Genomic DNA, 22,029 nt, shown 5'->3' with positions numbered 1-22,029 from the left:
AGGAATTAGGTTGTAGGAAAAATTTAAACAAATAAGGATTCAAAAGCGAACAAAGCTTCAATGTTTCCCAGTTTCAAACTTGCGGAGGCGGAAAACAAACTCGTGCCTCGAAAACCACCTGTCAGAAGGCTCAGCACGATTGCCACGAAGCTTCAGCTGGTCGCCGTCCCAGGACAGGCGGAATGCCAAGAAGAGGCCGCCGTCGCGGTTAAAAATTTGTTTCATGGCAATCATAAGCCATTCTTTGCCCGAATACTGCAGTCTAAGATGCGGGGCGGTTTCTGCCGGGCAAAGCTCTAAGCCGAGCTCTTGGCCGCGTTTGTAGATTTCATCCGTGGTCGCGCCTCGGGGAAAGCCAAGGTCTTTGACCGTTAATCTGGCTAATTTTTCTTTTTCAATGTTTTTTGATGCTTGAAAGTCTTTGCTCTCTAATAATGATTTTGCCCAATCGCTGACATAGATGTTTTTTTCTTTTAGTTCTTGCTCAAGCTCTTCCCGGGTTTTTGCGCCGATTTTGATTTCATATTTTCTGATTTTTTTTTCGGGGAATTCGGTATAAAGGTGCTCAATGCCGTATTTTTGCGTTTGATCAAATATGCCAGGCTCAAGCTTGCCGACAAAAACCTTGGTGTTTTCATTTATTTCTTTAATATGGCGCGCGATTTCGCCGGGCGCGCAGTCAAAAACAACGGGCATGTCGGCTTCCGGGTTTCTTTGGCTTCTAAGCTCTACAACCCTGGGGTCATCATCGTAGCCAAATCCTTCAATTCTGGAATCCATCTCATACAAAAAGCGCAAATCATCCCTGGTGAGATCCTGCGCCTTTTTCCAACGCTTTTCAATTTCGGTCAAGCGCTTCATATCCGTCACCTTTTTTTTGTAGTTTTCTCCGTCAGAAAATTCTTTGAGTTTATCGTCCAAAATCTTGGTTTCGGCGATATTGGGGTCAAGGTTTTGTTCATGCGCAATGCCGCGCACTTCGGCAATACTATTGCCTGCCATGCGCATGGCGATTCTTGGGACAGTGGGCTTTCCGTCTTTGTCAAATGAATAATATACGTGAAAGTCGCCACCCGCTATTTGGGATTTGGCAGTTTCTTCAACGGCCGTGCACCAGCCGGTACCATGGCCCTGAAGAGATTCAACAAGAGGCATGTGGTCAGAGCCTCGGTCGTATTTAATCCACTGGCCGGCGGTGGTTAAAAGCTCTCTTTCTTCGGCCGGGGTGACTTTTTCAATTGCCCAGGCATAGAGCCTGCCAAAGTTCGCGCCTTGTAAAAGTTTTTGAAATTCCGGGTTTTCGGCTTCGGCCGGGACATGCTCCTGATTTACATTTTTAACGATTGCGTCAACCACATAAGCTAATGCTTCGCGGTTTAAGTCGGGGAACGGCGCGACCGTGTCTTTTTTTCTTTTGGCAAAAGTGTGCTTTTCCTTGTCATAGGTTGAGAGCTTGACCATGCCGCGAAAAGCCCAGTATTTTGCCCAGGTTGGAAAGCTGTCCGAGTCTTCGGAAGAAAGATAATCCACCCAGTTGTCCAGGGTTGATTCCTGGTCCGCGACGATTACTTCGGAGAGCTGGTCTTTCATTTCATGGGTTATTTCAATGTCGCCGTGGCCCTGTTCGCGGGCAAGCCGCCTTTGGTTTTCATAATAGCTTTCGGGAATGTCATCGGGTTTTATCACGTATTCTTTATGATACTGACGCTTGATGCGCTCCAAGACCCTTGGGTCATCGCGGTGGCCCATGTGGGTTTTTTCAATAACCTTAAACCAATCGGCGATTTTTTCCGCCGGTTTTTGAGATACTTTTTCACCCTTGAGCTTTTTTCGTTTCTTTTCATGCTCCACGAACCTGGAGGTGTGGAGCTGGGGTTCTCTTTGATGCAAAAATTGTTCACCAAATTTTCCTTCCATAATATAAATGTATCCTACAATAATATCCTTAAAATGTCTAAATTATTCGCCTTTCCTGAATTAAGAATTCAGAATTTTGCTTATCTCATCCCGCTTCTCTTCCATAAGCTCTTTTGTCTTGGCCTCAAGATTGAGGCGCAGAAGGGGCTCGGTGTTGGAAGCGCGGACATTGAACCACCAGTCTTCAAATTCAAGACGGATGCCGTCAATGTGAGAAACATCTTTGGCCTCGGACGAATATTTTTCTTCCAGTTCGCGCATCCTGCCCTCTTTGTCATCCACTTCAAAATTTATTTCTCCGGAATGAAAATATTTTTTAAGCGGCGCAACGAGTTCGGATATATTTTTACCCTCTCCTGAAAGCAAAGTCAGAATATAGAGCATCGTAAGATCGCCGGATTCCACGCCGTAAAAATCTTTAAAATAAAAATGGCTGGAGAGCTCGCCCGCGAAAACCGCGCCGGTCTGGCGCATGAGTTTTTTGATTAACGCGTGGCCGACCATGCACATCTCCGGCTTGCCGCCGTTTTCCAAAATCGTATCCCGGACGGCCCAGCTTGAACGGAGATCATAATGTATAATGGCGCCCGGATATTTTTTTAGAATTTCTTTGGCGAGAAGCGCGGTGATAAAATCACCGGATATGGTTTCACCGCGTTCGTCCACGAATCCGACGCGGTCGCAATCGCCGTCAAAGGCAATGCCGAGATCGGGTGCGATTTCTTTCACCTTCTCTTTGAGGTCGCGAAGATTTTCCTCTTTGATCGGATTTGCTTCATGATTGGGAAATGTTCCGTCCGGTTCAAAAAACATTGGCGTCACTTCAACCTGCGGCAGGCGTTTAAAAATTTTTTTAAGAATCGGCCCAGCCATGCCGTTGCCCGCGTCAATCACGATTTTCAAAGGTTTGATTTTATCAACATTGACGAACGAAAATATCTTTTTAATATATTCCTCGGTAATCGGCGATTCAACGACATTTCCGGCCGGCTGGTCCTCAAACCCGCCGCGCATGACAAGTTCTTTAATTTCATCCATGCCCGAACCCTTGCCGATGGGCAGAGAATCGCCGTAACAAAGCTTGAATCCGTTATATTTCGCCGGATTGTGGGAAGCGGTGATCATGATGCCGGCATCGTGGAGATCATATTCGGCCAGGGCAAAATTAAAAGTCGGGGTTGAGCATTCGCCGATATTAACCACATCCGCGCCGGATGAGATAATGCCGTCAATCACCGCCCGACAAAGTTCCGGGCTGGACTTGCGCATATCCCGGCCGACAACCACGGTTTTGGCGCCGGTGAATTTAACCATTGCCCGGCCAACGCGTTTTGCGGTTTCAGTGTCAAAATCCTGCCCAAAAACGCCGCGGATGTCATAAGCCTTGAAAATTCCTTCATTTATCTTGCCCATACAAAAAAATTCCTTTACAAATTAGCAAATTTTATCTACAATCTAATTGTATAATTTATTAATAAATAATACAAACCGGCGAATATATCTTAAAAATATTCGCTAAAATAAGCAAAATTATGATTATAGTCTACATTCTGCTTGGCGTACTTGCGGTCGTCGCCCTGTGGTTCATCGGCACCTATAATGGCCTGATTACGCTCAAAAATCGCACAGATGAAGCCTGGTCGGACATCGATGTCCAGCTCAAACGCCGGCACGACCTTATCCCCAACCTGGTGGAAACCGTAAAGGGCTACGCGGGCCATGAAAAACAGCTTTTTGAAAATGTAACAGCTGCTCGCAGCGCGGCAATGGGCGCCAAGACCCCGGAAGAGGCGGCCAAGGCGGAAAATGCGCTCTCCGCGACCTTGAAAACATTGTTCGCCGTGGCGGAAAACTATCCCCAGCTCCGCGCTTCGGAAAATTTTACCAAACTGCAGGAAGACCTCACGGACACGGAAAACAAAGTGCAGGCATCGCGCCGCTTTTATAACGGCAATGTCCGCGACTTCAACACCAAGATCCAAGTATTTCCGACTAACATGATTGCTGGGATGCTGGGCTTCAAGAATTACCAATTCTTTGAGATTGAAGCCATGGAGCGTGAAACTCCGGAAGTGAAATTTTAACATTTCAAAACCAACAATAAGGGTAGGAGAATTCTTCTACCCTTATTATATCTCCAGCCGAATATGGAAATTGACATCTTGGATAAATTTTCTACAAATTTGAAACAGGTTCTCGCGCGAGCGATGGAGGCCGCGATTTTGAATTATCAAAAAAATATTGAACCGCTCGGGCTCATGAACGCGCTTGCCGGACAGCGCGGATCAATCGCTCATGAAATCATCAACAAAACGAACTTCAGGCCCTCGGCCGGACAACGGAAAAATATTTCTTCCGAAAATCCGGGCGACACGGCAACCAAAATAAAAAATCCCACGCCGACTCTTTCGCCGGACGCAAAACGAGCGATTGAAAAAGCGGTGCTGGCGGCAAATCTTTTCTCGCACAAGTACGTGGGCACCGAGCATCTTCTTTTCGGTCTCATGGAGATCCGGGATGCGGCAATAATCCGCGAACTCAAAGCGCAGCATGTCGATCTTGCGAAACTGAAAAACCAGATTGAGAATATTCTGAAAATGGCGTCCCGCTTTACCGAAATTGCGGACCGCGGCGAAGCGCCGGGCATCGGCGCATTGCCCGCCGAACCGATTGACGCGGAAGTCGTGGATGAAGAACTCGGACTGGACGCGCACTCTGCCTACCGGCAAACCGATAAATCAAAAACTCCGGCGCTTGATTTTTTTTCCATTGATCTCACATCTCCGGAAATGCAGAAAAAAATCGATCCCCTAATCGGACGCCAGGATGAGATTGTCCGGCTGATGCAGATTCTCTGCCGGAGACACAAGAATAATCCTCTTTTGATCGGCGAGCCGGGCGTGGGCAAGACCGCGATTGTTGAGGGACTCGCGAAACGAATCACGCTCGGTGAAGTGCCGGACGAACTTGCCGACAAAAAAATTCTGGCCCTGGATCTTTCGCTCATCGTCGCCGGCACCATGTACCGCGGCGAATTTGAATCGCGACTCAAACAGATTATTGAGGAAATCCGCAACGATAAGAATCTGATTGTTTTTATTGACGAGGTGCACAATATCATCGGCGCGGGCTCAACCGCCGGCTCGCTTGACGCGGCCAATATTCTGAAACCGGCCCTCGCGCGCGGCGAACTGCGGTGCATCGGCGCGACCACACTGGATGAATATAAAAAACATATTGAATCCGACCCGGCGCTTGAACGACGTTTTCAAACTATCGTGGTGCGCGAACCGAGCAAGGAAGAGACCGTGCACATCCTTGAAGGAATCCGACCGAATTATGAAAAATTTCACCGAATTAAAATCAGCAACCAAGCAATCCGCGCGGCAGTTGAACTTTCAACGCGCTATCTCTCCGATAAATTTTTGCCGGATAAAGCGATTGATCTCGTTGACGAAGCGGCGTCCGGAATAAAAATTTCCCAGCCGGCTGACCCGCGGCTTGTCCGCATCCGCGCGCTGGAAAACGAATTTAATAAAGTCCGCGAACTTAAACAGCGGGCGGTTTTGGACGAGCGCTATTCCGAAGCGATTGACCTCAAGACAAAAGAAAAAGAACTTGAACGCGCGGTAATTACCGCGCGGCAGGAGGCTGAAGGCAATAATCTATCCTACGGCAAGCTCACCGACCGCCACATTATGGAAGTAATATCCCGGCAGCTTGGCATTCCGGCTCAGGAACTCACGAGCGGCGATCAGAAGTTTTTTGAATTAAAAAACGCGCTTAGCCAGACCATCATCGGCCAGGACCGGGCGATTGACGAGCTTGTCGCCGCGCTTTCCCGCGCCAAGGCCGGATTTTCGGATCCGACGCGGCCACTCGCCTCTTTTCTATTTGTCGGACCGACCGGCGTGGGCAAGACCGAGCTCGCGCGCACGCTCGCGGCAAAAATATATCCGCGCGAAGACGCGCTCGTGCTTATTAATATGTCAGAATACAAAGAATCCTATTCGGCATCCAAGCTCCTGGGCTCGCCGGCCGGCTATATCGGATACAAGGAAAGGAATAAATTCACCGACGAGGTCAGGAAAAAACCCTATGCCGTGGTTCTTTTTGACGAATTTGATAAAGCCCACGCCGATGTGCAGGCTCTCCTGCTCCAGATTCTTGACCGAGGCGAAATTACCGATGCGAGCGGCCGGAAAATCAATTTCAAAAATACTGTCATCATCCTTACTTCAAACGCTGGCTATGACGCCGGAACCGGCCGCATCGGCTTTAGCGGGCCAGATGGGGAAATGATGAAATTCGACGATCTGAAAAAGGATTTGGACGCCCGGCTCAAGGACTGCATCCGGCCCGAACTGCTAAACCGGCTCGACGCAATTATTTACTTTAATTCCCTGGATCGAACGGCGCTTGAAAGCATCATAAAGAAAGAACTTAATCAAATCGCCGTTGGCGCGGAAAGCCGCGGCGTGCGTATTAAATTTAACTTCAATATCGTGCCGGCGCTCGCGGACCGCTGCATTGACGCCGGCGACGGCCTGCCTGCCGGTAGGCAGGGCGCGCGCGCCGTCCGGAAAACTCTGCTAAACTTGGTGGAAAATCCTTTGTCCGAAATGGTTTTAAATGGTAAAATAAACAAAGGAGATACGGTTAAAGTCAGCTTATCGCGGGGAAAGTTCAGTTTTTCCGCAAGCATAAGCGATTAATCCAATAATATGGCGGAGGAATTAACGCCGGAACAAGAGGAAATGGCAATGCAGTTTGCCGCGGCGCGCAGCCGGGCAAGAATGAGGCAGGAAAGCCCGGCGGAAAAAATTCAAAAAGCCGAACGAGTCGCCAAAGTCGCGGCTGGCGGAGCAAAAGTTGCCGGAAAAGGCATCCAAGCGGCTGGAACCGCGGCCGAGGTTGGCGGCCAGGCGGCCCAGGCCGGCGGCAAGGCATTGCAAGCCGGCGGAGAAGCGGCGCGCACCACGGGCATGGGAATCGCGAGGGCCGGCGCCGCTGCCAGCTCAACCGGGCTCGGCGCATTAGCGGGCGTGCCCATGATGGCGGCCGGCGGACTTATGGTCGGCGGCGGAGCCGCGGCCGAAGGCGCCGGAATCGCGGCGCAGGCCGGAGGCAAAGCAGCCGCGGCCGGCGGACGAGTGGCCAAAAAGGGCGGCGGGCAGCTCTCCTCTCTTGGCAGCACGCTCCAGCAAACCGAAAAAGCAATCGGCGGGCTGGGCGGAGAGCTTGGCAAAATTGGTGGCGGCGGCGCGGGCGGCGATGTAATGGGAAGGGTTCAGAAATTTGCCGCCGGACGCATGCAATCAGCGCTTGCCAAGGCCGTCACTCCGGAAAAAGCGGATGTCGCGATGGCGCAGGCCAAGCGCGCTCTGGATACCGCCAAAAAATTTAAAGACTTGCTGCGCGGCGGTGCCGCCGGGGCGATTATCGGAATTTTTTATACCCTGCTTTCATATATCAAAGATTATATTCTCGGGAATATTATCGGCAACGGCGATCCGAGCGGCATCGTTTCAAACAAGAAAACAAAATTTTTTGGCTATCAGGTCACTCCTCTTTCGTTTCCCGAAGTGCTGATTCTTTTCGCGGTGATCGGCAATTTGTTTATAAACTGGTTTATCCAATGGGGCCTGCCGCTCACGATAATCGGATTTATTATTTTCGCAATCGCCGCTCCGGGCGACGCGGTCGCAATGATCAGCGACCTGGTAAAGCTTTTGGGTCCGGACATCGTTGATCCGATCAAAAGCGCCTTCGGCGGCTAACGGAGCGCCGGAATAAAAAATTATTTTTAGAAATTATGCGATTTGATTTAAAAAAAATATTGATAATAATTCTTTTCATCGCCGCGGCCGCGGCGGCCGGATATGGAGTTTATTATTTTTTCTTTAAGCCAGCCGAAACTCTGGAAATTACCACCGTAGAAGAAGTGACGCCGACCAGCGAGCTTCCTGAAGCCGGCCTCGGAACTCCGACTACCGAAGTTACTGAAGGAGTGACGCCGGTTTTGCCAACCGCCTCCCCAATTGCTTCCGGCGGAATCACGCAGGTTGAGAATCTCACACCAACAGTCAGCGTCTCCAGCGCCGCGCTCTCCGGCGACGGACAGGGAATGAATTTCTACGATCCGACGAACGGACGGCTTAATAAAGTGCTCCCCGACGGCACGGTACAGTCGCTTTCCTCCCAGACTTTTTATAATGTGGAAAAAGTGAACTGGTCCGGCGACAGCGCGAGCGCGATTCTGGAATATCCGGACGGCTCAAATATTCTTTACGATCTTCAGAGCAAGAAACAGATCACCCTGCCCAAGCACTGGGAGGATTTTGATTTTTCTCCGCAGGGAGACAAAATCGTGGCGAAAAGCATGGGCCTGGATGAGGAAAATCGCTGGCTCATCGTGGCAAATAAGGACGGCTCCGACGCCGAAGCCATTGAACCGCTCGGCAATAACGGCGACAAGGTACAGGTAAAGTGGTCGCCAAATAACCAAATCATCGCTACCTCGCGAACTGGCGAAGCCATGGGCATCAACCGCCAGCAGGTGCTCCTGGTCGGAAAAAATAATGAAAATTTTCCAGGGCTCGTGATTGAAGGCTGGGGGTTTGACTATGAATGGTCTCCAACCGGCGAACGAATGGTGTACAACGCGTACAATATGGACAGCAATTATAATCCCGTGCTTTGGGTCGTTGACGCTTCCGGAGAGAATATCGGCGCGAACCGAAAATCCCTGAAAGTCAATACCTGGGCGGATAAATGCACTTTCGCCGACAATTCCACGGCATACTGCGCGGTGCCGGACTATCTTCCTGAAGGCGCTGGACTCCAGCGCGACCTCGCGAACGGCATTCCGGATACGATTTATAAAATCGACCTTGCCTCGGGCCGCAAAACAACCGTGGGCAAGCCGGAAGACGCTTCAACCATAAAACAGATTACACTTTCTTCAGACGGCAAATATCTGTTCTACGTTGACCAGGCAACCAGCCGTCTGAATAAGATGAGACTAAAATAAATGATGCGCATGAATAAAAAAATAACTGCAGTTTTATTTCTGCTTATTTTTGTTTTCATGCCGTCGACGGTTTTAGCCGTAGACTGCGATCATTGCTGGTGCCTTGGGTCAAACAATGTCTGCGAACATCATACCGAAGAAGACGAAACGACAGGTGAAGACGTCGAGACTAAAACTCAATGCGACATCTACTGCGCTTCTCGCACCACTTCGAGCGTTTCCTGGAAAGCGGTGCATTGCGATGACGGTTATATTGACTGGAACGAAAAACCGGGCGACGAATGCTATGGAGTAACGGGAACGAGCGGCGCGTTCGGCACTGGCGGAAGCATCACCCAGGGCGTTCCGTTTTCGGCGATTGAACCGTCCCTGCAGATTCCGGACTTCAATATCCAATTTAGCAAACTCATGGTGAGCGACGTCGGCGGACAAAAATTCGTCTCCGTCCCTTGGCTTGCCGAATACATTGCCGCTGTATATCGATATATGGTCGGCGTGGCGACAATTCTTGCGATTACAATGATCATGTACGGCGGATTCCGCTGGGTGACGGCGGCCGGCGATTCCGGAAAAATCAGCGAAGCCAAAAAATCTATTATCGGCGCGGCAATGGGGCTAGTGCTTGCGCTCGGCTCATACACGCTTTTGAATCTAATAAACCCAGATCTGGTGAGTTTTAATTCACTGAGGCTCGCAATCATCGGTCGCGAAGAGATAACATTTGACGAAGGATACTTCGGCGGAGCAGATGACTCGTCGTCCTATGACGCAACGATTGCAGCAATTCCGGCGGCTGGCGGATTTGTTTCTTACGCCGATATGATGAAGGCATGTCCGGAAGACAAGAGCTATCCAGCAAATTACGCCGCGAATTTAAAAAAAGTTATTGATGCCTGGTCCTCGGCGCTGCCAAAAAAAGTTGTCTATGTCGGCGGCGGCACCATGAAATCCGGCGCCTGCACCGCACCGGCGGCGGACAATTATTATAATAAAAAACTAGCGAAGAATGGCTTTGAAGAATGGAACGGCGATATAGACGCCTATCGCAGCTGGGCCCAAAGCCTGGGCAGCATTTATTGCGGCGATTGTTTAACATTCACCCGCACTCTGTATAAGTGCATTGCTGATATTAACCCCCTGCCCGATAAGACTAACCAGTCAAAGGCAAAATATTATTATTCTCGCGCCGAGGATATGGCGAACGACCTTGAAAATAAAAAAATTTCGTTGAGCGCCGGAACTTTTATCTGGCTGGATGGCAATTGTGGACATGCGATAAATTATACCGGAATTTCCGGCAAGGAGATCATCGAAATGGGCGGGGGCCCGCCGGCAATCACGGTGAATAATCATACCGCCCGTTCGGTCAGGGTCAAGTCATCTCTTATCGGCTATCTAAAATCCGGCTGGGTAAAAAATTGTCCGGTTTACGCGCACGAAATCCTGGCGAACCCGGATTTATATCGATAAAAACAAATAAAAAAAACCGGCGCACTCGCCGTTTTTTTATTTTAATTTATTCAAAATGAATGCTGCGCTCAAACTGTTGAAGCCGCTTGGCGAGCGCGGGGAATTTCTTGAGACCGGAAGAGTCCAGAATTTCCTGGGCGTATTTTTGCGCTTTCTTGATCAGGCCCTTGTCCGAGAAGCTCGCGAAGCGCAGGCGCGGAAAGCCGGACTGCTCCCAGCCGTAGATATCGCCCGGGCCGCGGATTTCAAGGTCCGCCTCGGCGAGCTCAAAGCCGTTAGTTGAGCCGCGGAAGACATTGAGCCGGTCCAGGGTTTTTTGATTCGCGCTTTCCGTAAAAAGCATGCAATAACCCTGTTCCCCGCTCCGGCCGACGCGGCCGCGCAATTGATGGAGCTGGGCCAGGCCGAAACGCTCGGCGCCTTCGATGATAATAATGCTGGCGTTCGGAATATCGATTCCGACCTCAATTACGGTAGTGGAGACGAGGAGATGAATGCCGCCGGATTTAAAATCCGCCATGATGGCGTCTTTGTCCGCGAGTTTCTGCTTGCCGTGAAGCAGGCCGATGCGGAATCCCGGAAAAACCTGAATTAATTTTTCGTATTCCGCGGTTACGGACTTGACGCCGAGCTTGTCCGACTCTTCAATCAGCGGACAGACCACGAAAGCCTGGCGGCCGCGTTTGAGTTCTTCTTTAATAAAGCCGTACGCCGAAGCCCGGCCGGTTTCACTCACGATGTCGGTGATCACCGGCTTGCGGCCCGGCGGCATGGTCTGGATGATGGAGAGGTTGAGATCGCCGTAAAGAGTAAGTGCGAGCGAGCGCGGAATCGGCGTCGCGGTGAGAGAAAGGAGATGAGGCCAGTATTCACCCTGATTGCGCTCGCGAAGCGCCTGGCGCTGGCGCACGCCAAAACGGTGCTGTTCATCGATTATCGCGAGCCCGAGATTTTTAAATTTTATTTTTTCCTCAAGAATGGCATGCGTGCCGATGACAAAGTTGAGGCTGCCGACCGAGAGCGCGTCCACGAATTCGCGGGCCTTGACGCTCTCGCCGCCGACTGACGCGTCGGTGCGCGTTAAGAGGCCGACGGAAATGCCGCTCGTTTTAAAATATTTAAGCAAACTTTCATAATGCTGGCGCGCGAGAATTGATGTCGGAGCCATGAGAACAACCTGATAACCATTCGCCACCACCTGTCCGGCGGCCAGGGCGGTAACAATCGTCTTGCCCGAACCCACATCCCCCTCAAGAAGGCGGTTCATGGGATGTTCGCCAGAGAGATCAAGGAGAATCTCCTGTAGCGAGACCTGTTGATCACTGGTTAATTTAAACGGCAGGCGCTCGAAAGAGCGGTTTAATACTTCGGGCCGGAGCGTGATGCGCGGAGCCGGCAGCTCTTTTAAACCCTGGCGGTTTTTGGCTGCCAAGAGCTGAAGCAAAAAAAGTTCGCCAAATTTAAAACGTTTTAAAGCCGCGGCCGCGGAATCCAGATCATCCGGAAAATGTATCACGCGAAGCGCGTCGCGAATTGAAGGAAACGATTCCCGCTCGGTAATGTATTCCGGAAACCACTCATCCAAACCCTCAACCGACGGCAGGGCGAGCTTAATGAGCCAGCGGAGCTGTTTCTGCGTCACCCCCTCGGTGAGCGCGTAAAGCGGCACGATGCGGTTCGTGTGAATCTGCTCCCCGCCGGCATGAGCGAGCTCCCAAGCCGGACTCAGCATTTCAAAATGATATTTGTCGTCAACCTTGCCAGAAAAATAATAAAAAGAACCGGGCTTCATGGCCCTGGAAAGATGGGCTTGGTTAAACCAAACGATACGCAGCTTGCCGGTCTCGTCGGCGACCAGGGCCTCAGTAATTATCATGTGTTTTCTCGGACTGCGAAAACTTTTTATCTGCTCAAGCCGGGCATGAATGGTCGCGTTTTCGCCAATCGCGAGTTCGTCGATTTTTTGTAACCGCGACAGATCTTCGTATCTTTTTGGAAAATAAAAAATGAGATCCTGAACGGTCTCAATACCCAAACGCGCCATCTGCCCCTCCCTTACTCTTCCAGCGCGCGCCAATTCTTTAATTGGTGCATCCAAACTGTACATCTAATTATCATGGTGCGCCCGAGACGATTTGAACGTCTGGCCTCAACCTCCGCAGGGTTGCGCTCTATCCAAGCTGAGCTACGGGCGCATTAAAATTTCAATAAACGGCTTAAGATATCACTCAGTGATTCCTGCTCACGTTCCAGATCTTCTTTCAAAAAATTCATTAAATATTCCCGCACTTCGTTCGGATCCATATCACCGAGCTGCACCGAAAGCCGCTCGCGCAGAGGCATGCGAAATTCTAGATACAGCGTATTGGTTTCCGGCGGATTGTAAATGATGGAAAAATCCTTAAAATCCGTAAATTTATATCTCTTGCCTCCGACAGCCACTCCCATTGGATCGATCTCGAAACTCAGCTTACGCGGTTCGCGGAACGAAGTCAAGACAATAATCACGCCGATGAGAACAACAATAACGGCGAATAAAAAGTTCCCGCTGAGAATAGCATAAGTGACCAGCCCGCCGGCAATCAGAAATGCAACAATATACCAAAGAAGCGATCTTTCGTGTTTGATAAATTCCGGCACTTCGTGGGTGATTTTAGTAATTTCCGGCATATTGTCTGGATTTGAATTTTATAAATTGGCGGAGAGGGAGGGATTCGAACCCTCGATACGCGGCAAAAACCACGTATAACGGTTTAGCAAACCGCCGCCTTCAGCCTCTCGGCCACCTCTCCGAATAGTCTACAGAATGGCGGAAGGGGTGAGATTCGAACTCACGGTCCCCGTGAAGGGACTCCGGTTTTCAAGACCGGTGCAATCGTCCGCTCTGCCACCCTTCCCTGAAAAGATTTCCTCTATCCTACCAGAAATCGGCATTTTTTTCAAGATCCGACCCGCTTAAAGGCTAAGTGCGGCGGGCGACGACCCAGGCTCCGACTTCGGCCGCGCCGGCGGCGAGAAGGGTACTGGCGCATTCTTTTATAGTTGAACCCGTGGTATATACATCATCAATAAGCAAAATTTTCTTATTTTCAAACCGCTCCGGATTCCGGACGCCGAATGCGCCGACTAAATTCGCCTTTCTTTTTTCATCTTCGAGCTGGGCCTGCGGCGCGGTGTTCTTTTTTCGGTATAGATTTTCGCTTTCAAGCGGCCAACCGGTATTTTTTCCAATTAAGCGGGCAATTATTTCCGCCTGATTAAATCCGCGTTCAAGCAGTCTTTTACGGTGCAACGGCACGGGAACAAGATAATCATAGGGCACGCCGATAGATTCAGGATATTTTTGTATAAACCGGCCGACGAGATTTTCCAGCGCGCTTTCAAGCTCAGTTACGTATTGATATTTTAGATTTTGAATAATACGCTGCCAAATTTTTTCGCGGTAGTACCCAAGGCTGATTAAACGACCTATTAATACCTCCTTTTGATTTTCAAAATCAAGGGGATCCCATTGCGGATCAATCGCCGAAACGCACTCGGCGCAAAGCATGGTGCCTTCCCGCCCGCACTGCAGGCAGAACTTTGGAAATATTAAATCGAGTAAAAAATCTTTTATTGCCATGATGCGCTGTCGACGAGCCACGCGCCGTCAATTTTCTTAAGCGAAATTCTGATGGCCTGATAATAAATCCGATCTTCGACCGAAGCGCGCATTTCGCGGCGCTGGGTATCGAGAGTCATCACGGCGTTGCCCTGCGCCGCATCATAGCTATTAAAAGTATTGGCAACAACCTTGGTGCTTACTCCGTAGTATTCAGCCGGAGCCGCGGACGCATTCTTGGAAACATAATTTTCGGCCCAGACGCGCATGGACGGCGTCATGACCGACAACAAATCCGTGATGTTTTCGTAGCTTCCCTGGTTCGAGAAACTTCCGAACCGCTCGGCGAAAAGAATGCAAAGATTTTTGGCGGCCTGTTTTTCCGCTTCGGCCGAAGTACTGACTTCAAACGGAATTCCGGAAACCTCTTGCGTTGTCGTACTCACTGGAACCATAACCGAACCGCCGGTCGGCAGGGGCTCCGTAGTTTCGGCGGCAGGCTGAGCCGGCGCGGGTTTGAAAATTACGGCCGGCCGCGTCATGAGTGCCCAAATCAAAAACATTATGCCGGCAAGCAACATCACCCCAGCGAGCGCGATTAAAATAATTTTTATCGTTTTTGTCATTTAGATATTTATTGCTGGGGGTTCCCCGGAAGCGCCCTGCCTACCGGCAGGCAGGGCTTCGGACTGACCGAGCACCTCTTCGGCGAATTGCTTTTTTGATTCTTCTATTTCCAAGAGCTGGCGCGGGTCGGTGGTAATGAGCTGGTCCTCGGTATACGAAGCAACCACCTTGATCGCCGCGTGCTTTGTGCCGGCGAAGAAAATCCCCTCTCCGACCGCGGACTCAAGAAGAAGATATTTCTCCCCCTCGGTGAGAAGAAAAGTTTTTTGCACCAAATCAACCGCGGCCGGCGACTGTTTCATCAGAATCTGCATTGAGGAGTTAGTGACAATAGAGCGGCCGTACGGATTGGACAAAAAATCGTTAACATCCTGCGTGATGGTGGTAATGCCGAGATAGTATTTCCGGCAGCGTTTGACCAAGGCGAAAATAAATTTTGCGCTGTCCTCGTGCATCATCAGCCACCAGGCTTCGTCAATCGTGAGAATGCGTTTTTTGCTCTCCGAGCGCACGACATTCCAAATGTAGTTGATGATGGTATAGATAGCAATCGGACGGAGCTCGTCCTCAAGATCGCGCACGCTGAAGACCACGAGCTGGGCTTTCATAGTGACCGTGGTCGGCGAGTTCAAGAGACCGGCAAATGTGCCGTCAGTGAATTTCTTGAGCCGGACAACCAAATCGCCGGTACCTTCCATGCCCTCGAGCACTTCCTGCAAATCCTGCATAATCGGCGGCTCGACGGTAGAAAGATCGGAACTTGGCGTAATATCGCGCTTAGCATAGGTTTCAAGAAGCGCGCGATCCAAAAGCGAATCCTCGGCCGTAGTGAGCTTGCCGAGCATGATGCGGAGCAAACCCTTGAGAGTAATTACGGCGCTCCGGATAATATCCTCGGTGCTGATATCCTCGCCCATGGGCCGCGGCAGATCGAACGGATTAATCTTGCTTTCCGAAGCCAGGGAAATATTGATGTAGGTGCCGCCGACCGCGTCGGAAAGGTGCTTGTATTCCATTTCCGGATCAATGACGAGAACATCCGTGCCAAGCATCAGGCTGCGCAAGATTTCCAGTTTTACGGCATAACTCTTGCCGGCGCCGGAAGTGGCAAAAACAACCATGTTGGCGTTCGGCATGGAGAAACGGTCAAAGAGAATCAGGCTGTTGTTGTGGCGGTTTATTCCGTAGAGTATGCCGTTGTCCGAAGTAAGCTCGGCCGAAGTGAACGGGAACGACGAAGCAATCGGCGAGGTGTTCATATTGAAGGTAATCATGAGCTCGTCGTTCGCGAGCGGCACAGTGGAATTAAAGCCCTGCTCGGACTGATAAAGAACGCGCTTGGAATAAATCAATTTTGAACCGAAGATGGTTTCGATATCGGTTGATATCTTATCCAGTTCCGTAACATCTTTCGCGTAAATCGTAATGTACAAAGCGAATTGAAAAAAATGCTCAATCCCCTGCGTCAGGTCGTCGCGAAGCTGTTCAATGTCGCGGAGTGCGGTTTCGCGAATCGGATCGCGAGGAGCGCCTTTTTCCGAATCGGCCATGATCTGGGCCTCCAGAACGCCGACTTTATTCTTGAGCTGTTTTAAAATTATCGGCGCCTTGACTGGATAGAAAAACATGGCGATATCCAGGGTGTGATTATAGTTGATAACCGGCGTCGCCCATCCAACCGAAACATAGCGCGGATAAGTGACAATAAAAATCGTGCGGCAAAAGCTGTCGCCGAGCCGGAGATAGTTCGGTTTTACTTCAAAAGCGGCCGGCGCGATCAGGTCGCGGATGGAAACAACACCGCGGCGATAAATGCGCTCTTCTTCAAGTACGATGCGTTCTCGCTCGGCCTCGGCGCGCGCCTCGGCCTCGCGCCGCACGATGCGGCCGGTCGGCGCAACCGCGCCGGTTTTGGCTTCAGGAGCAACGGCTTCTTTTGGTCGGAATGGCATATTATTATTCTATTTGTATTTTGCTTAAATCCTTGACCTTCTGGCTTTCGTAAACTTCGGGATTGTAAACACTGTAATAAAGTTCAATCAAACTCTGGGTATCAAGAAGCGCGGTGGTGAGCCCGATACTCTGTAGGGCGCCTATGATATGCTCCACCCGCATCATCAACTCCTTGCGGCGCTCAATAAATTTCTGGCCGCTCAATTTGAGACTTACGGCTGGTGAAAAAATTTCTTTTATCCGCGAGAAAAAACCTCTCTGCTTATCCGACATTGGGTCGTACGGCACGGTAACAAAAAATTTCTTGCTCATGATCTCGCCAAGCTCAACCAACTGGTTGATAAAACTGCGATAATCGGAAATCTGCGCGCTCAAAAGATCGTTTTTCTGATTTTTTTCCTCTTCCTTCAGGGCGTCAAGATATTTTTCAATATTCATACGACGCGACTGAATTACAATCTGCAAAGGATGTTCTAGCGAATTCAAAAGCTGCATGTAGGCGGAAATAATCGCCTCCTGCTCATCCACCGACTTCAGCGCGAAATTGATACTTGAGACCAGAATAACGGCGCGCAGTGTGCCGTCCTTCATTATCACCACATCCTCGCGGATTTCTGCGATGTCCATGTAACGCTGAGTTGGTTGGCCGGGTCTGACAATTTTTTTAGTGCTCATATTCTTCGGGTTTGTATAAACCGCCTGTATTAACGATGAGCGAAAGTTCGGACAGGCGGCTTGTTGTTAATGGCTCTTTCTTGGGAGGAACGGGCGCGGCTTTGACTTCAGGCTTGCTGATGTACGCGCGCAGTTCGGTGTTGCTAGGCGTTTTATCCCAAACGCGGAGAGACGGACGCTTCATTGTCTGAATGATGTTCAGAAGAAAAAAATGAAATGGCATGCCGTTCACTTTTATAAAAGCAAGCAAGCCGCCGGCTCCGAGGAGCAAAATAGCCGCCGGAATGAATAAAATCTTCTCCAATAATTTAAACGCGATAAAAACGAACAATCCATCCACGAGCAAAATTACAAACTGGCGAGTCGTGATCGGCCCAAATATCTTATCTTCCACGTCAATGAATTGCGGCACTACAAATTTTTCCGGCATTAAATTTTACCTAAATTTTGATTTAGCTCAATAATTGACTGGAATTCGTCCCATGAAAGCGTCGAACGGCCGGCGGCTTCACGTTCGCGCGTAATTGTCTCAATGTTCTTGCCGGTCTGGAACGCTTCCTGTATTAAATTCAGATACAGTTTATTAATCGGGCTCTCTTGCCACGCGGCGATGCCCTGCATTTTTTTCTCAAATGATTCTTCGCCCAGGAGATCTATCTTGTCCTTTATCTTAATGGCGCGTTCCCGCGGTTCGCGCGACAGGCGGCGAAAATCTTCAAACTTCATTTCGCGCAATTCCTCAATCGGCCCGAACAGCCTGCGCGAAAACTTTATTTCTTCAACGCGCGGCCGGCCGGTTTGCGACGTCTGCGCCGGAATACTCGGCGGCGAGACGCGAACCTTGGGCTTTAGCGATTCCGGACGAGATGCCGGGCGGACCGGCGTCCCGATCGCGATCGGGACCGGCACAATCGTCATCGGTAATCCCGGCTCTTGCGGAATCACGGCTGTCACGACCGAAACTTGGGCGACCGGTTTTATCACCGGAGCGCTCGGCTTAATAATATGGTCTTTTAAGGGCAGGGTTCGTTCCGGTTTTTTTTCTTCACTGGGCATCGAGCTCGGCATTCGTCCGGTAAGTTTGGCGTAGCGGCGATTCAAGTTCTCCTCTTCCCTCTCGCGGCCGATTTCCCGATTTCGTTTTTCTCTCACGAGATGTTCAGCCTTTTTTTGCTCTTCGATTTTCGCGAGTTTCAGGCGAAGGGGTCCGACTTTTTGATTGATGAGAGCGATGAGGCGGTCGGATTTTTCTTTAGGCAAGCCGAGTCCGCCCTCTTTGGGCCCGCGGGTCAGTATATTTTTTGTCTCCAGTTCGTCGCGCACATCACGCACGCGCGCGCGAACCGTGTTTTCAAAACGCTTTTGCATATCCGGATCGGAAAAACTGAATCCTGAATCTTTTATAATATCTTTATCTACTCGTTCGTACTCCGGCAAAACGGCATCCGAGATTTCCCGGCCCCGCTCGGCGTGGATTTCAGCGACATCCTCGGGGCGCATGGCGAAAGGCGCGGCGGTTCCGGTTTCATGTCTCGTGATTTCTTCCGGCACTTCGGACTCGGCCGGCATCCTTGACAGCGGAATCGCTACGGCTGGAGCCGTTCCCCCAACCGCTGTCGGAGCGGATGGGCGGTCAACGATTTGTATGGTTTTCTTCGCAGATTCGATGTAGGCGATAATTTGGTCAGCCTGTGTCGGGGCGAGCTCGAGCCCACCGATTTTTATTCCACGGACCATTCTTTCTTTTGTTTCAAAATCATCACGCACTCCTTTGATTTTTGCTTCGGCAACATTCTCAAGCCGGTGTTTCAAAAATTTGTCGGCGAGCTGGATGCCGAGATCGCGGATCATCTCATCCACAAAAACCGGCAGGGTCGTCTGATCGGACGTGATTTTTTTCTGCGGATACTTGGCCGGATCAGCGCCGAGATCTTTAATCGCTTCCGGAATGCCGGGGATAAGATTGGAAAGGGGCAAAAGTTTTCGTCCAAGGATTTCCAGCGCAACTTCAGCGGCTTTTTTTTCCTGCCATTTTATCTGCGCCTTGAGCTCGTAAGCCAGGGCGCGCGGCGCGCGGCGACCTTCCAGAATATCCCAGGTGAGTTCAAAGAGAATATCAAGTTCCCTTTCCCGCAAATCAAACTTTTTTTTGATATCAATATTGATATCCGTCACTTCAGCCGAACCCAAATATGTTTTTACCGATCTCGGAAGATAGCGGGTTGTGGTCAGTGCGTCCATAGAAAATTCTTTTATTTACCCATCGCCCGGCGGAGGGTGTCGTTGTTCGTCATCTTGTCAATCTTGTCCAGGATAATCTGTTCTTTGTCGCTTACACTACCCGAAGATCTGATGGTTTGAGCCTCGGATTGAAATTCTTTGAGCAGGCTCTTAATTTTTTCCATGCCTCCGGGTATATTTTCCCTCTCTGCCACTTCGGTTGCAGTAACTAAATTATCCACATCAATATTATTAATAACTTTTTCGCGATAATCACCGTCCTTGACTTTTAAAGCCTGATCATCGATGCCCAGTATAAATTTACCTCCGGCGACTTGCGCTTCGGAAAGCGTTTGAAACTCTCCAATCGAACCGATAGTATCGGCTTTCGCCTCCAATAACGCGGCGCCAAAACTTGCACCAAACTGATCGTTAATAAACTGGCCGGTTTTCCGGTCCGCGCCAAAAGCCTGCTCCGCGTTCCCGCCTTCGGCCTGAATCTTCATGCTACTGCGCAAAACATCAGGGTTGAAAACATTGGTAGCCGGGTTATAGCCTTCTCTGGCGATGAAATTTAGTTTTGAATCACGCGCCTTCATCAAGTCTTCAAGAATCACGCCGGCGGCTTTGGCGCCAAAAGCCTGAGCTCCGGTTAAGACCGCGGGCTGAAAGCCTTTGTCCATTGTGAATATGCCGGCTCCCGGCATAGCGGCTCCGGCCGGATAATCATCCATAAACTTATTGAAAAGTTTGGATGGCTCGCCCCCTGCCTTGTTCAAAACTTCGGATATAATCCCCGGGGTCTGCCGTTCTTTTTCGGCAAGCGCGGCCAAGCCTTCGGTATCGCGCCACGCGTCAGATGACCATTTTTTTCTATCTTCGGAAGAAGCGTCTTTATAGGCATTGGCTTTTGCTTTTGAATCCAAAATAAGGTGCGGATTTTTATCTTTATACTCGCCGGCAAATTTCATCATTTCAACATCACCGCGTTCTTTGGCCATGCTGGTAAACACATCCAGATGTTTGGCCTGCTCAGCCAAAATTTCCGGCTTGCTCTTGCCCTGTTTCGCAAGAAAGCCGGCATGCCCGGAGCTAAGCGCCTGCTTATGCCCGAGCATCTGCAGTTCTTTCTGATCGGCAGTCATCGCCCGACCCTTGAGCAAATTCTCCACTTCCGCGGGCGCGAGGCTAGAAACAACCTTGGCCAATTCGCCGGTCTTCTGCGCGCGTTCGTGGCGGGTTTTAGCAAGCTGGGTGTAACCAAGCTGTTTTAGGCCCGGCACCTTGGCCATTCCGCCATAGAGCTTTTCCCGGACTCCGAGCTGGCGGTCGGTCCAGCCCGCGGTTTTGCGGGCCGCACCAACGCCGAGTTTGCTTGCGCCGACGGCCGCGCCGGTCAAGGCGCCGGCCATAAATCCTTTTGTTTTACCGGCCCACTGGCCGGCCACGCCGCCAAGCTCGCCGCCCACCTGCTGGGCAACCGCAAGCCCGGCAAGAAGCAGGGCGATGGCGATGATAAATCCCACGGTTGATTCGCTGGTCCCGCCTTCGGTAATAAAGTAATTCTCAGTCAGGCTGCCGCTGATTTGTTCTTCGGATGTCGGGGCCGTGTACTGCGTATTGATAAAATCTTGGCCCAGGGTGCCGCCGCCGGCCGTAAGAAGCGCGAGCCATAAGAAAAACGCAAGTACCGGACCGATGAGAACGGCGCCGACAAAATTGTCCCACCACTGGCCATAGGCTGCGCTCGCCTTACCGATCGGAAAACCGCCGGCCAAAAACGCGAGCGGCGAAAGAATCACGAGTATCCAGAGCATGACAATACGATACGCGAGCACGATGACATAAACCACAACTACCATAAGCGTCACACCCATCATAATGGTGCCAAAAAGAGCAGCCGCGGCCACCTCCCACGATCCGAAATCAAGCGTAGTGTTCTGACTTAGCTGCATGAGCTTGGTAAGTCCAAGGGCGTTCAGAAAATTTCCGCCGGCCGCGGACATAAACGCATTCACAAACGTAAGCATCACCACTTGGCCAAAATCAATCACGAGACCGCAGAGTGTTTTGCTGAAATTAATAACCACGGCCATAATTAAAAGCTTGGGCAGGATGCGCTGATAATTCAACTGTTCTATTTTCAAAATTGTGCCGAATGCGATGGCCAGAAGCACAAGGATAAAAAACATATTAGCCATGTCGCGCGTCAGAACCCAGCCGGTAACCACAGCAGCGGAATCGATAAAATTGTTATACGGCGCGAGCCAGCCGACCACGAGATTAAAAAGCAAAAGAATGATTTTACCGATGGTGGCGATCACCCAGTTTATCAAAATATATGAAATCATGTCGGCAAGCGCTTCGGCGGCCGCGTATGCCGGACGCGCGGCGGCCATTCCCAAACCGCTAAACAAAAAAACGGACAAAACAAAAGCCGTCCGCCTCCACCTTGACGCCAAATCTACCACCTTATTTTTAAAAGCGGTAATCATTGTAAAAATGTCGCAGATTTAGTCAAATTTTACATTAT

Annotated in this window: 16 protein-coding genes and 3 tRNA genes; 5 read left to right on the top strand and 14 right to left on the bottom strand. The window is 50.4% G+C overall.

The features are described from left to right. Positions 1–57: 57 nt before the first annotated feature. Positions 58–1,917, bottom strand: a complete 1,860-nt coding sequence (locus PHW53_02480) for a hypothetical protein (protein MDD4995302.1) — start codon at positions 1,915–1,917, stop codon at positions 58–60. A gap of 60 nt (positions 1,918–1,977) precedes the next feature. Then, positions 1,978–3,330: a phosphomannomutase/phosphoglucomutase gene (locus tag PHW53_02475; protein MDD4995301.1), complete on the bottom strand. Its 1,353-nt coding sequence runs from the start codon at positions 3,328–3,330 to the stop codon at positions 1,978–1,980. A 119-nt stretch (positions 3,331–3,449) separates the two neighbouring features. Here PHW53_02475 and PHW53_02470 point away from each other — a divergent pair, with 119 nt between their 5' ends. The 5 genes from PHW53_02470 to PHW53_02450 all read left to right on the top strand — a co-directional run bounded on the left by PHW53_02470 (position 3,450) and on the right by PHW53_02450 (position 10,420). Continuing rightward, positions 3,450–4,001: a LemA family protein gene (locus PHW53_02470; protein MDD4995300.1), complete on the top strand. Its 552-nt coding sequence runs from the start codon at positions 3,450–3,452 to the stop codon at positions 3,999–4,001. A 63-nt stretch (positions 4,002–4,064) separates the two neighbouring features. Further along, complete coding sequence (locus PHW53_02465) at positions 4,065–6,632, top strand: ATP-dependent Clp protease ATP-binding subunit (protein ID MDD4995299.1); 2,568 nt, start codon at positions 4,065–4,067, stop codon at positions 6,630–6,632. Positions 6,633–6,641: 9 nt separating this feature from the next. Beyond that, entirely contained in the window at positions 6,642–7,697 is a 1,056-nt protein-coding gene (locus PHW53_02460; protein MDD4995298.1) for a hypothetical protein, read from the top strand. A gap of 35 nt (positions 7,698–7,732) precedes the next feature. Continuing rightward, on the top strand, positions 7,733–8,950 hold the full coding sequence (locus PHW53_02455; protein ID MDD4995297.1) for a hypothetical protein: 1,218 nt from the start codon (positions 7,733–7,735) through the stop codon (positions 8,948–8,950). A gap of 9 nt (positions 8,951–8,959) precedes the next feature. Next, positions 8,960–10,420, top strand: a complete 1,461-nt coding sequence (locus PHW53_02450; GenBank protein MDD4995296.1) for a pilin — start codon at positions 8,960–8,962, stop codon at positions 10,418–10,420. Between the two features lie 46 nt (positions 10,421–10,466). Here the strand turns inward: PHW53_02450 and recG are convergent, their stop codons facing one another. The 12 genes from recG to PHW53_02390 form a co-directional block, all read right to left on the bottom strand. After that, positions 10,467–12,518 carry an ATP-dependent DNA helicase RecG gene (gene recG / locus PHW53_02445; GenBank protein MDD4995295.1) on the bottom strand — a complete coding sequence of 684 codons (2,052 nt, stop codon included), beginning with the start codon at positions 12,516–12,518 and terminating at the stop codon, positions 10,467–10,469. Positions 12,519–12,537: 19 nt separating this feature from the next. After that, a tRNA-Arg gene (locus tag PHW53_02440) sits at positions 12,538–12,615 on the bottom strand. Position 12,616: 1 nt separating this feature from the next. Continuing rightward, the gene (locus tag PHW53_02435; GenBank protein MDD4995294.1) at positions 12,617–13,090 is read right to left on the bottom strand and encodes a hypothetical protein; all 474 of its coding nucleotides are present in this window, start codon (positions 13,088–13,090) and stop codon (positions 12,617–12,619) included. Positions 13,091–13,116: 26 nt separating this feature from the next. Next, a tRNA-Ser gene (locus tag PHW53_02430) sits at positions 13,117–13,212 on the bottom strand. A gap of 15 nt (positions 13,213–13,227) precedes the next feature. Continuing rightward, positions 13,228–13,317, bottom strand: a tRNA-Ser gene (locus PHW53_02425). A 65-nt stretch (positions 13,318–13,382) separates the two neighbouring features. Next, entirely contained in the window at positions 13,383–14,042 is a 660-nt protein-coding gene (locus tag PHW53_02420; protein MDD4995293.1) for a ComF family protein, read from the bottom strand. Further along, positions 14,033–14,647 carry a hypothetical protein gene (locus PHW53_02415; protein ID MDD4995292.1) on the bottom strand — a complete coding sequence of 205 codons (615 nt, stop codon included), beginning with the start codon at positions 14,645–14,647 and terminating at the stop codon, positions 14,033–14,035. The genes PHW53_02420 and PHW53_02415 overlap by 10 nt, the downstream gene beginning before the upstream one ends. Further along, the gene (locus tag PHW53_02410; protein ID MDD4995291.1) at positions 14,648–16,600 is read right to left on the bottom strand and encodes an ATP-binding protein; all 1,953 of its coding nucleotides are present in this window, start codon (positions 16,598–16,600) and stop codon (positions 14,648–14,650) included. Positions 16,601–16,604: 4 nt separating this feature from the next. Beyond that, complete coding sequence (locus tag PHW53_02405; protein ID MDD4995290.1) at positions 16,605–17,276, bottom strand: hypothetical protein; 672 nt, start codon at positions 17,274–17,276, stop codon at positions 16,605–16,607. Beyond that, positions 17,266–17,706: a PrgI family protein gene (locus PHW53_02400; GenBank protein ID MDD4995289.1), complete on the bottom strand. Its 441-nt coding sequence runs from the start codon at positions 17,704–17,706 to the stop codon at positions 17,266–17,268. The genes PHW53_02405 and PHW53_02400 overlap by 11 nt, the downstream gene beginning before the upstream one ends. After that, positions 17,706–19,517 (bottom strand): hypothetical protein, encoded by a 1,812-nt coding sequence (locus PHW53_02395; protein ID MDD4995288.1) that lies wholly within the window; start codon positions 19,515–19,517, stop codon positions 17,706–17,708. Before PHW53_02395 ends, PHW53_02400 begins: the two co-directional genes overlap by 1 nt. 11 nt (positions 19,518–19,528) lie before the next feature. Further along, positions 19,529–21,925 carry a hypothetical protein gene (locus tag PHW53_02390; GenBank protein ID MDD4995287.1) on the bottom strand — a complete coding sequence of 799 codons (2,397 nt, stop codon included), beginning with the start codon at positions 21,923–21,925 and terminating at the stop codon, positions 19,529–19,531. Between the last annotated feature and the right edge of the window lie 104 nt (positions 21,926–22,029).

The organism is Patescibacteria group bacterium, from assembly GCA_028710985.1.
Taxonomy (GTDB): domain Bacteria; phylum Patescibacteriota; class Patescibacteriia; order JAHJFT01; family JAHJFT01; genus JAQTTB01.
This window is presented reverse-complemented; position numbering and strand designations above follow the sequence as displayed.

Excerpts from the sequence above, each read along its gene's own strand:
- PHW53_02480 (MDD4995302.1), bottom strand. The coding sequence starts at position 1,917 with ATGGAAGGAAAATTTGGTGAACAATTTTTGCATCAAAGAGAACCCCAG.
- PHW53_02415 (MDD4995292.1), bottom strand. The coding sequence starts at position 14,647 with ATGACAAAAACGATAAAAATTATTTTAATCGCGCTCGCTGGGGTGATG.
- PHW53_02395 (MDD4995288.1), bottom strand. The coding sequence starts at position 19,517 with ATGGACGCACTGACCACAACCCGCTATCTTCCGAGATCGGTAAAAACA.
- PHW53_02435 (MDD4995294.1), bottom strand. The coding sequence starts at position 13,090 with ATGCCGGAAATTACTAAAATCACCCACGAAGTGCCGGAATTTATCAAA.
- PHW53_02420 (MDD4995293.1), bottom strand. The coding sequence starts at position 14,042 with ATGGCAATAAAAGATTTTTTACTCGATTTAATATTTCCAAAGTTCTGC.
- PHW53_02400 (MDD4995289.1), bottom strand. The coding sequence starts at position 17,706 with ATGCCGGAAAAATTTGTAGTGCCGCAATTCATTGACGTGGAAGATAAG.
- PHW53_02465 (MDD4995299.1), top strand. The coding sequence starts at position 4,065 with ATGGAAATTGACATCTTGGATAAATTTTCTACAAATTTGAAACAGGTT.
- PHW53_02460 (MDD4995298.1), top strand. The coding sequence starts at position 6,642 with ATGGCGGAGGAATTAACGCCGGAACAAGAGGAAATGGCAATGCAGTTT.
- PHW53_02470 (MDD4995300.1), top strand. The coding sequence starts at position 3,450 with ATGATTATAGTCTACATTCTGCTTGGCGTACTTGCGGTCGTCGCCCTG.
- PHW53_02410 (MDD4995291.1), bottom strand. The coding sequence starts at position 16,600 with ATGCCATTCCGACCAAAAGAAGCCGTTGCTCCTGAAGCCAAAACCGGC.
- PHW53_02405 (MDD4995290.1), bottom strand. The coding sequence starts at position 17,276 with ATGAGCACTAAAAAAATTGTCAGACCCGGCCAACCAACTCAGCGTTAC.
- PHW53_02450 (MDD4995296.1), top strand. The coding sequence starts at position 8,960 with ATGAATAAAAAAATAACTGCAGTTTTATTTCTGCTTATTTTTGTTTTC.
- PHW53_02475 (MDD4995301.1), bottom strand. The coding sequence starts at position 3,330 with ATGGGCAAGATAAATGAAGGAATTTTCAAGGCTTATGACATCCGCGGC.
- PHW53_02455 (MDD4995297.1), top strand. The coding sequence starts at position 7,733 with ATGCGATTTGATTTAAAAAAAATATTGATAATAATTCTTTTCATCGCC.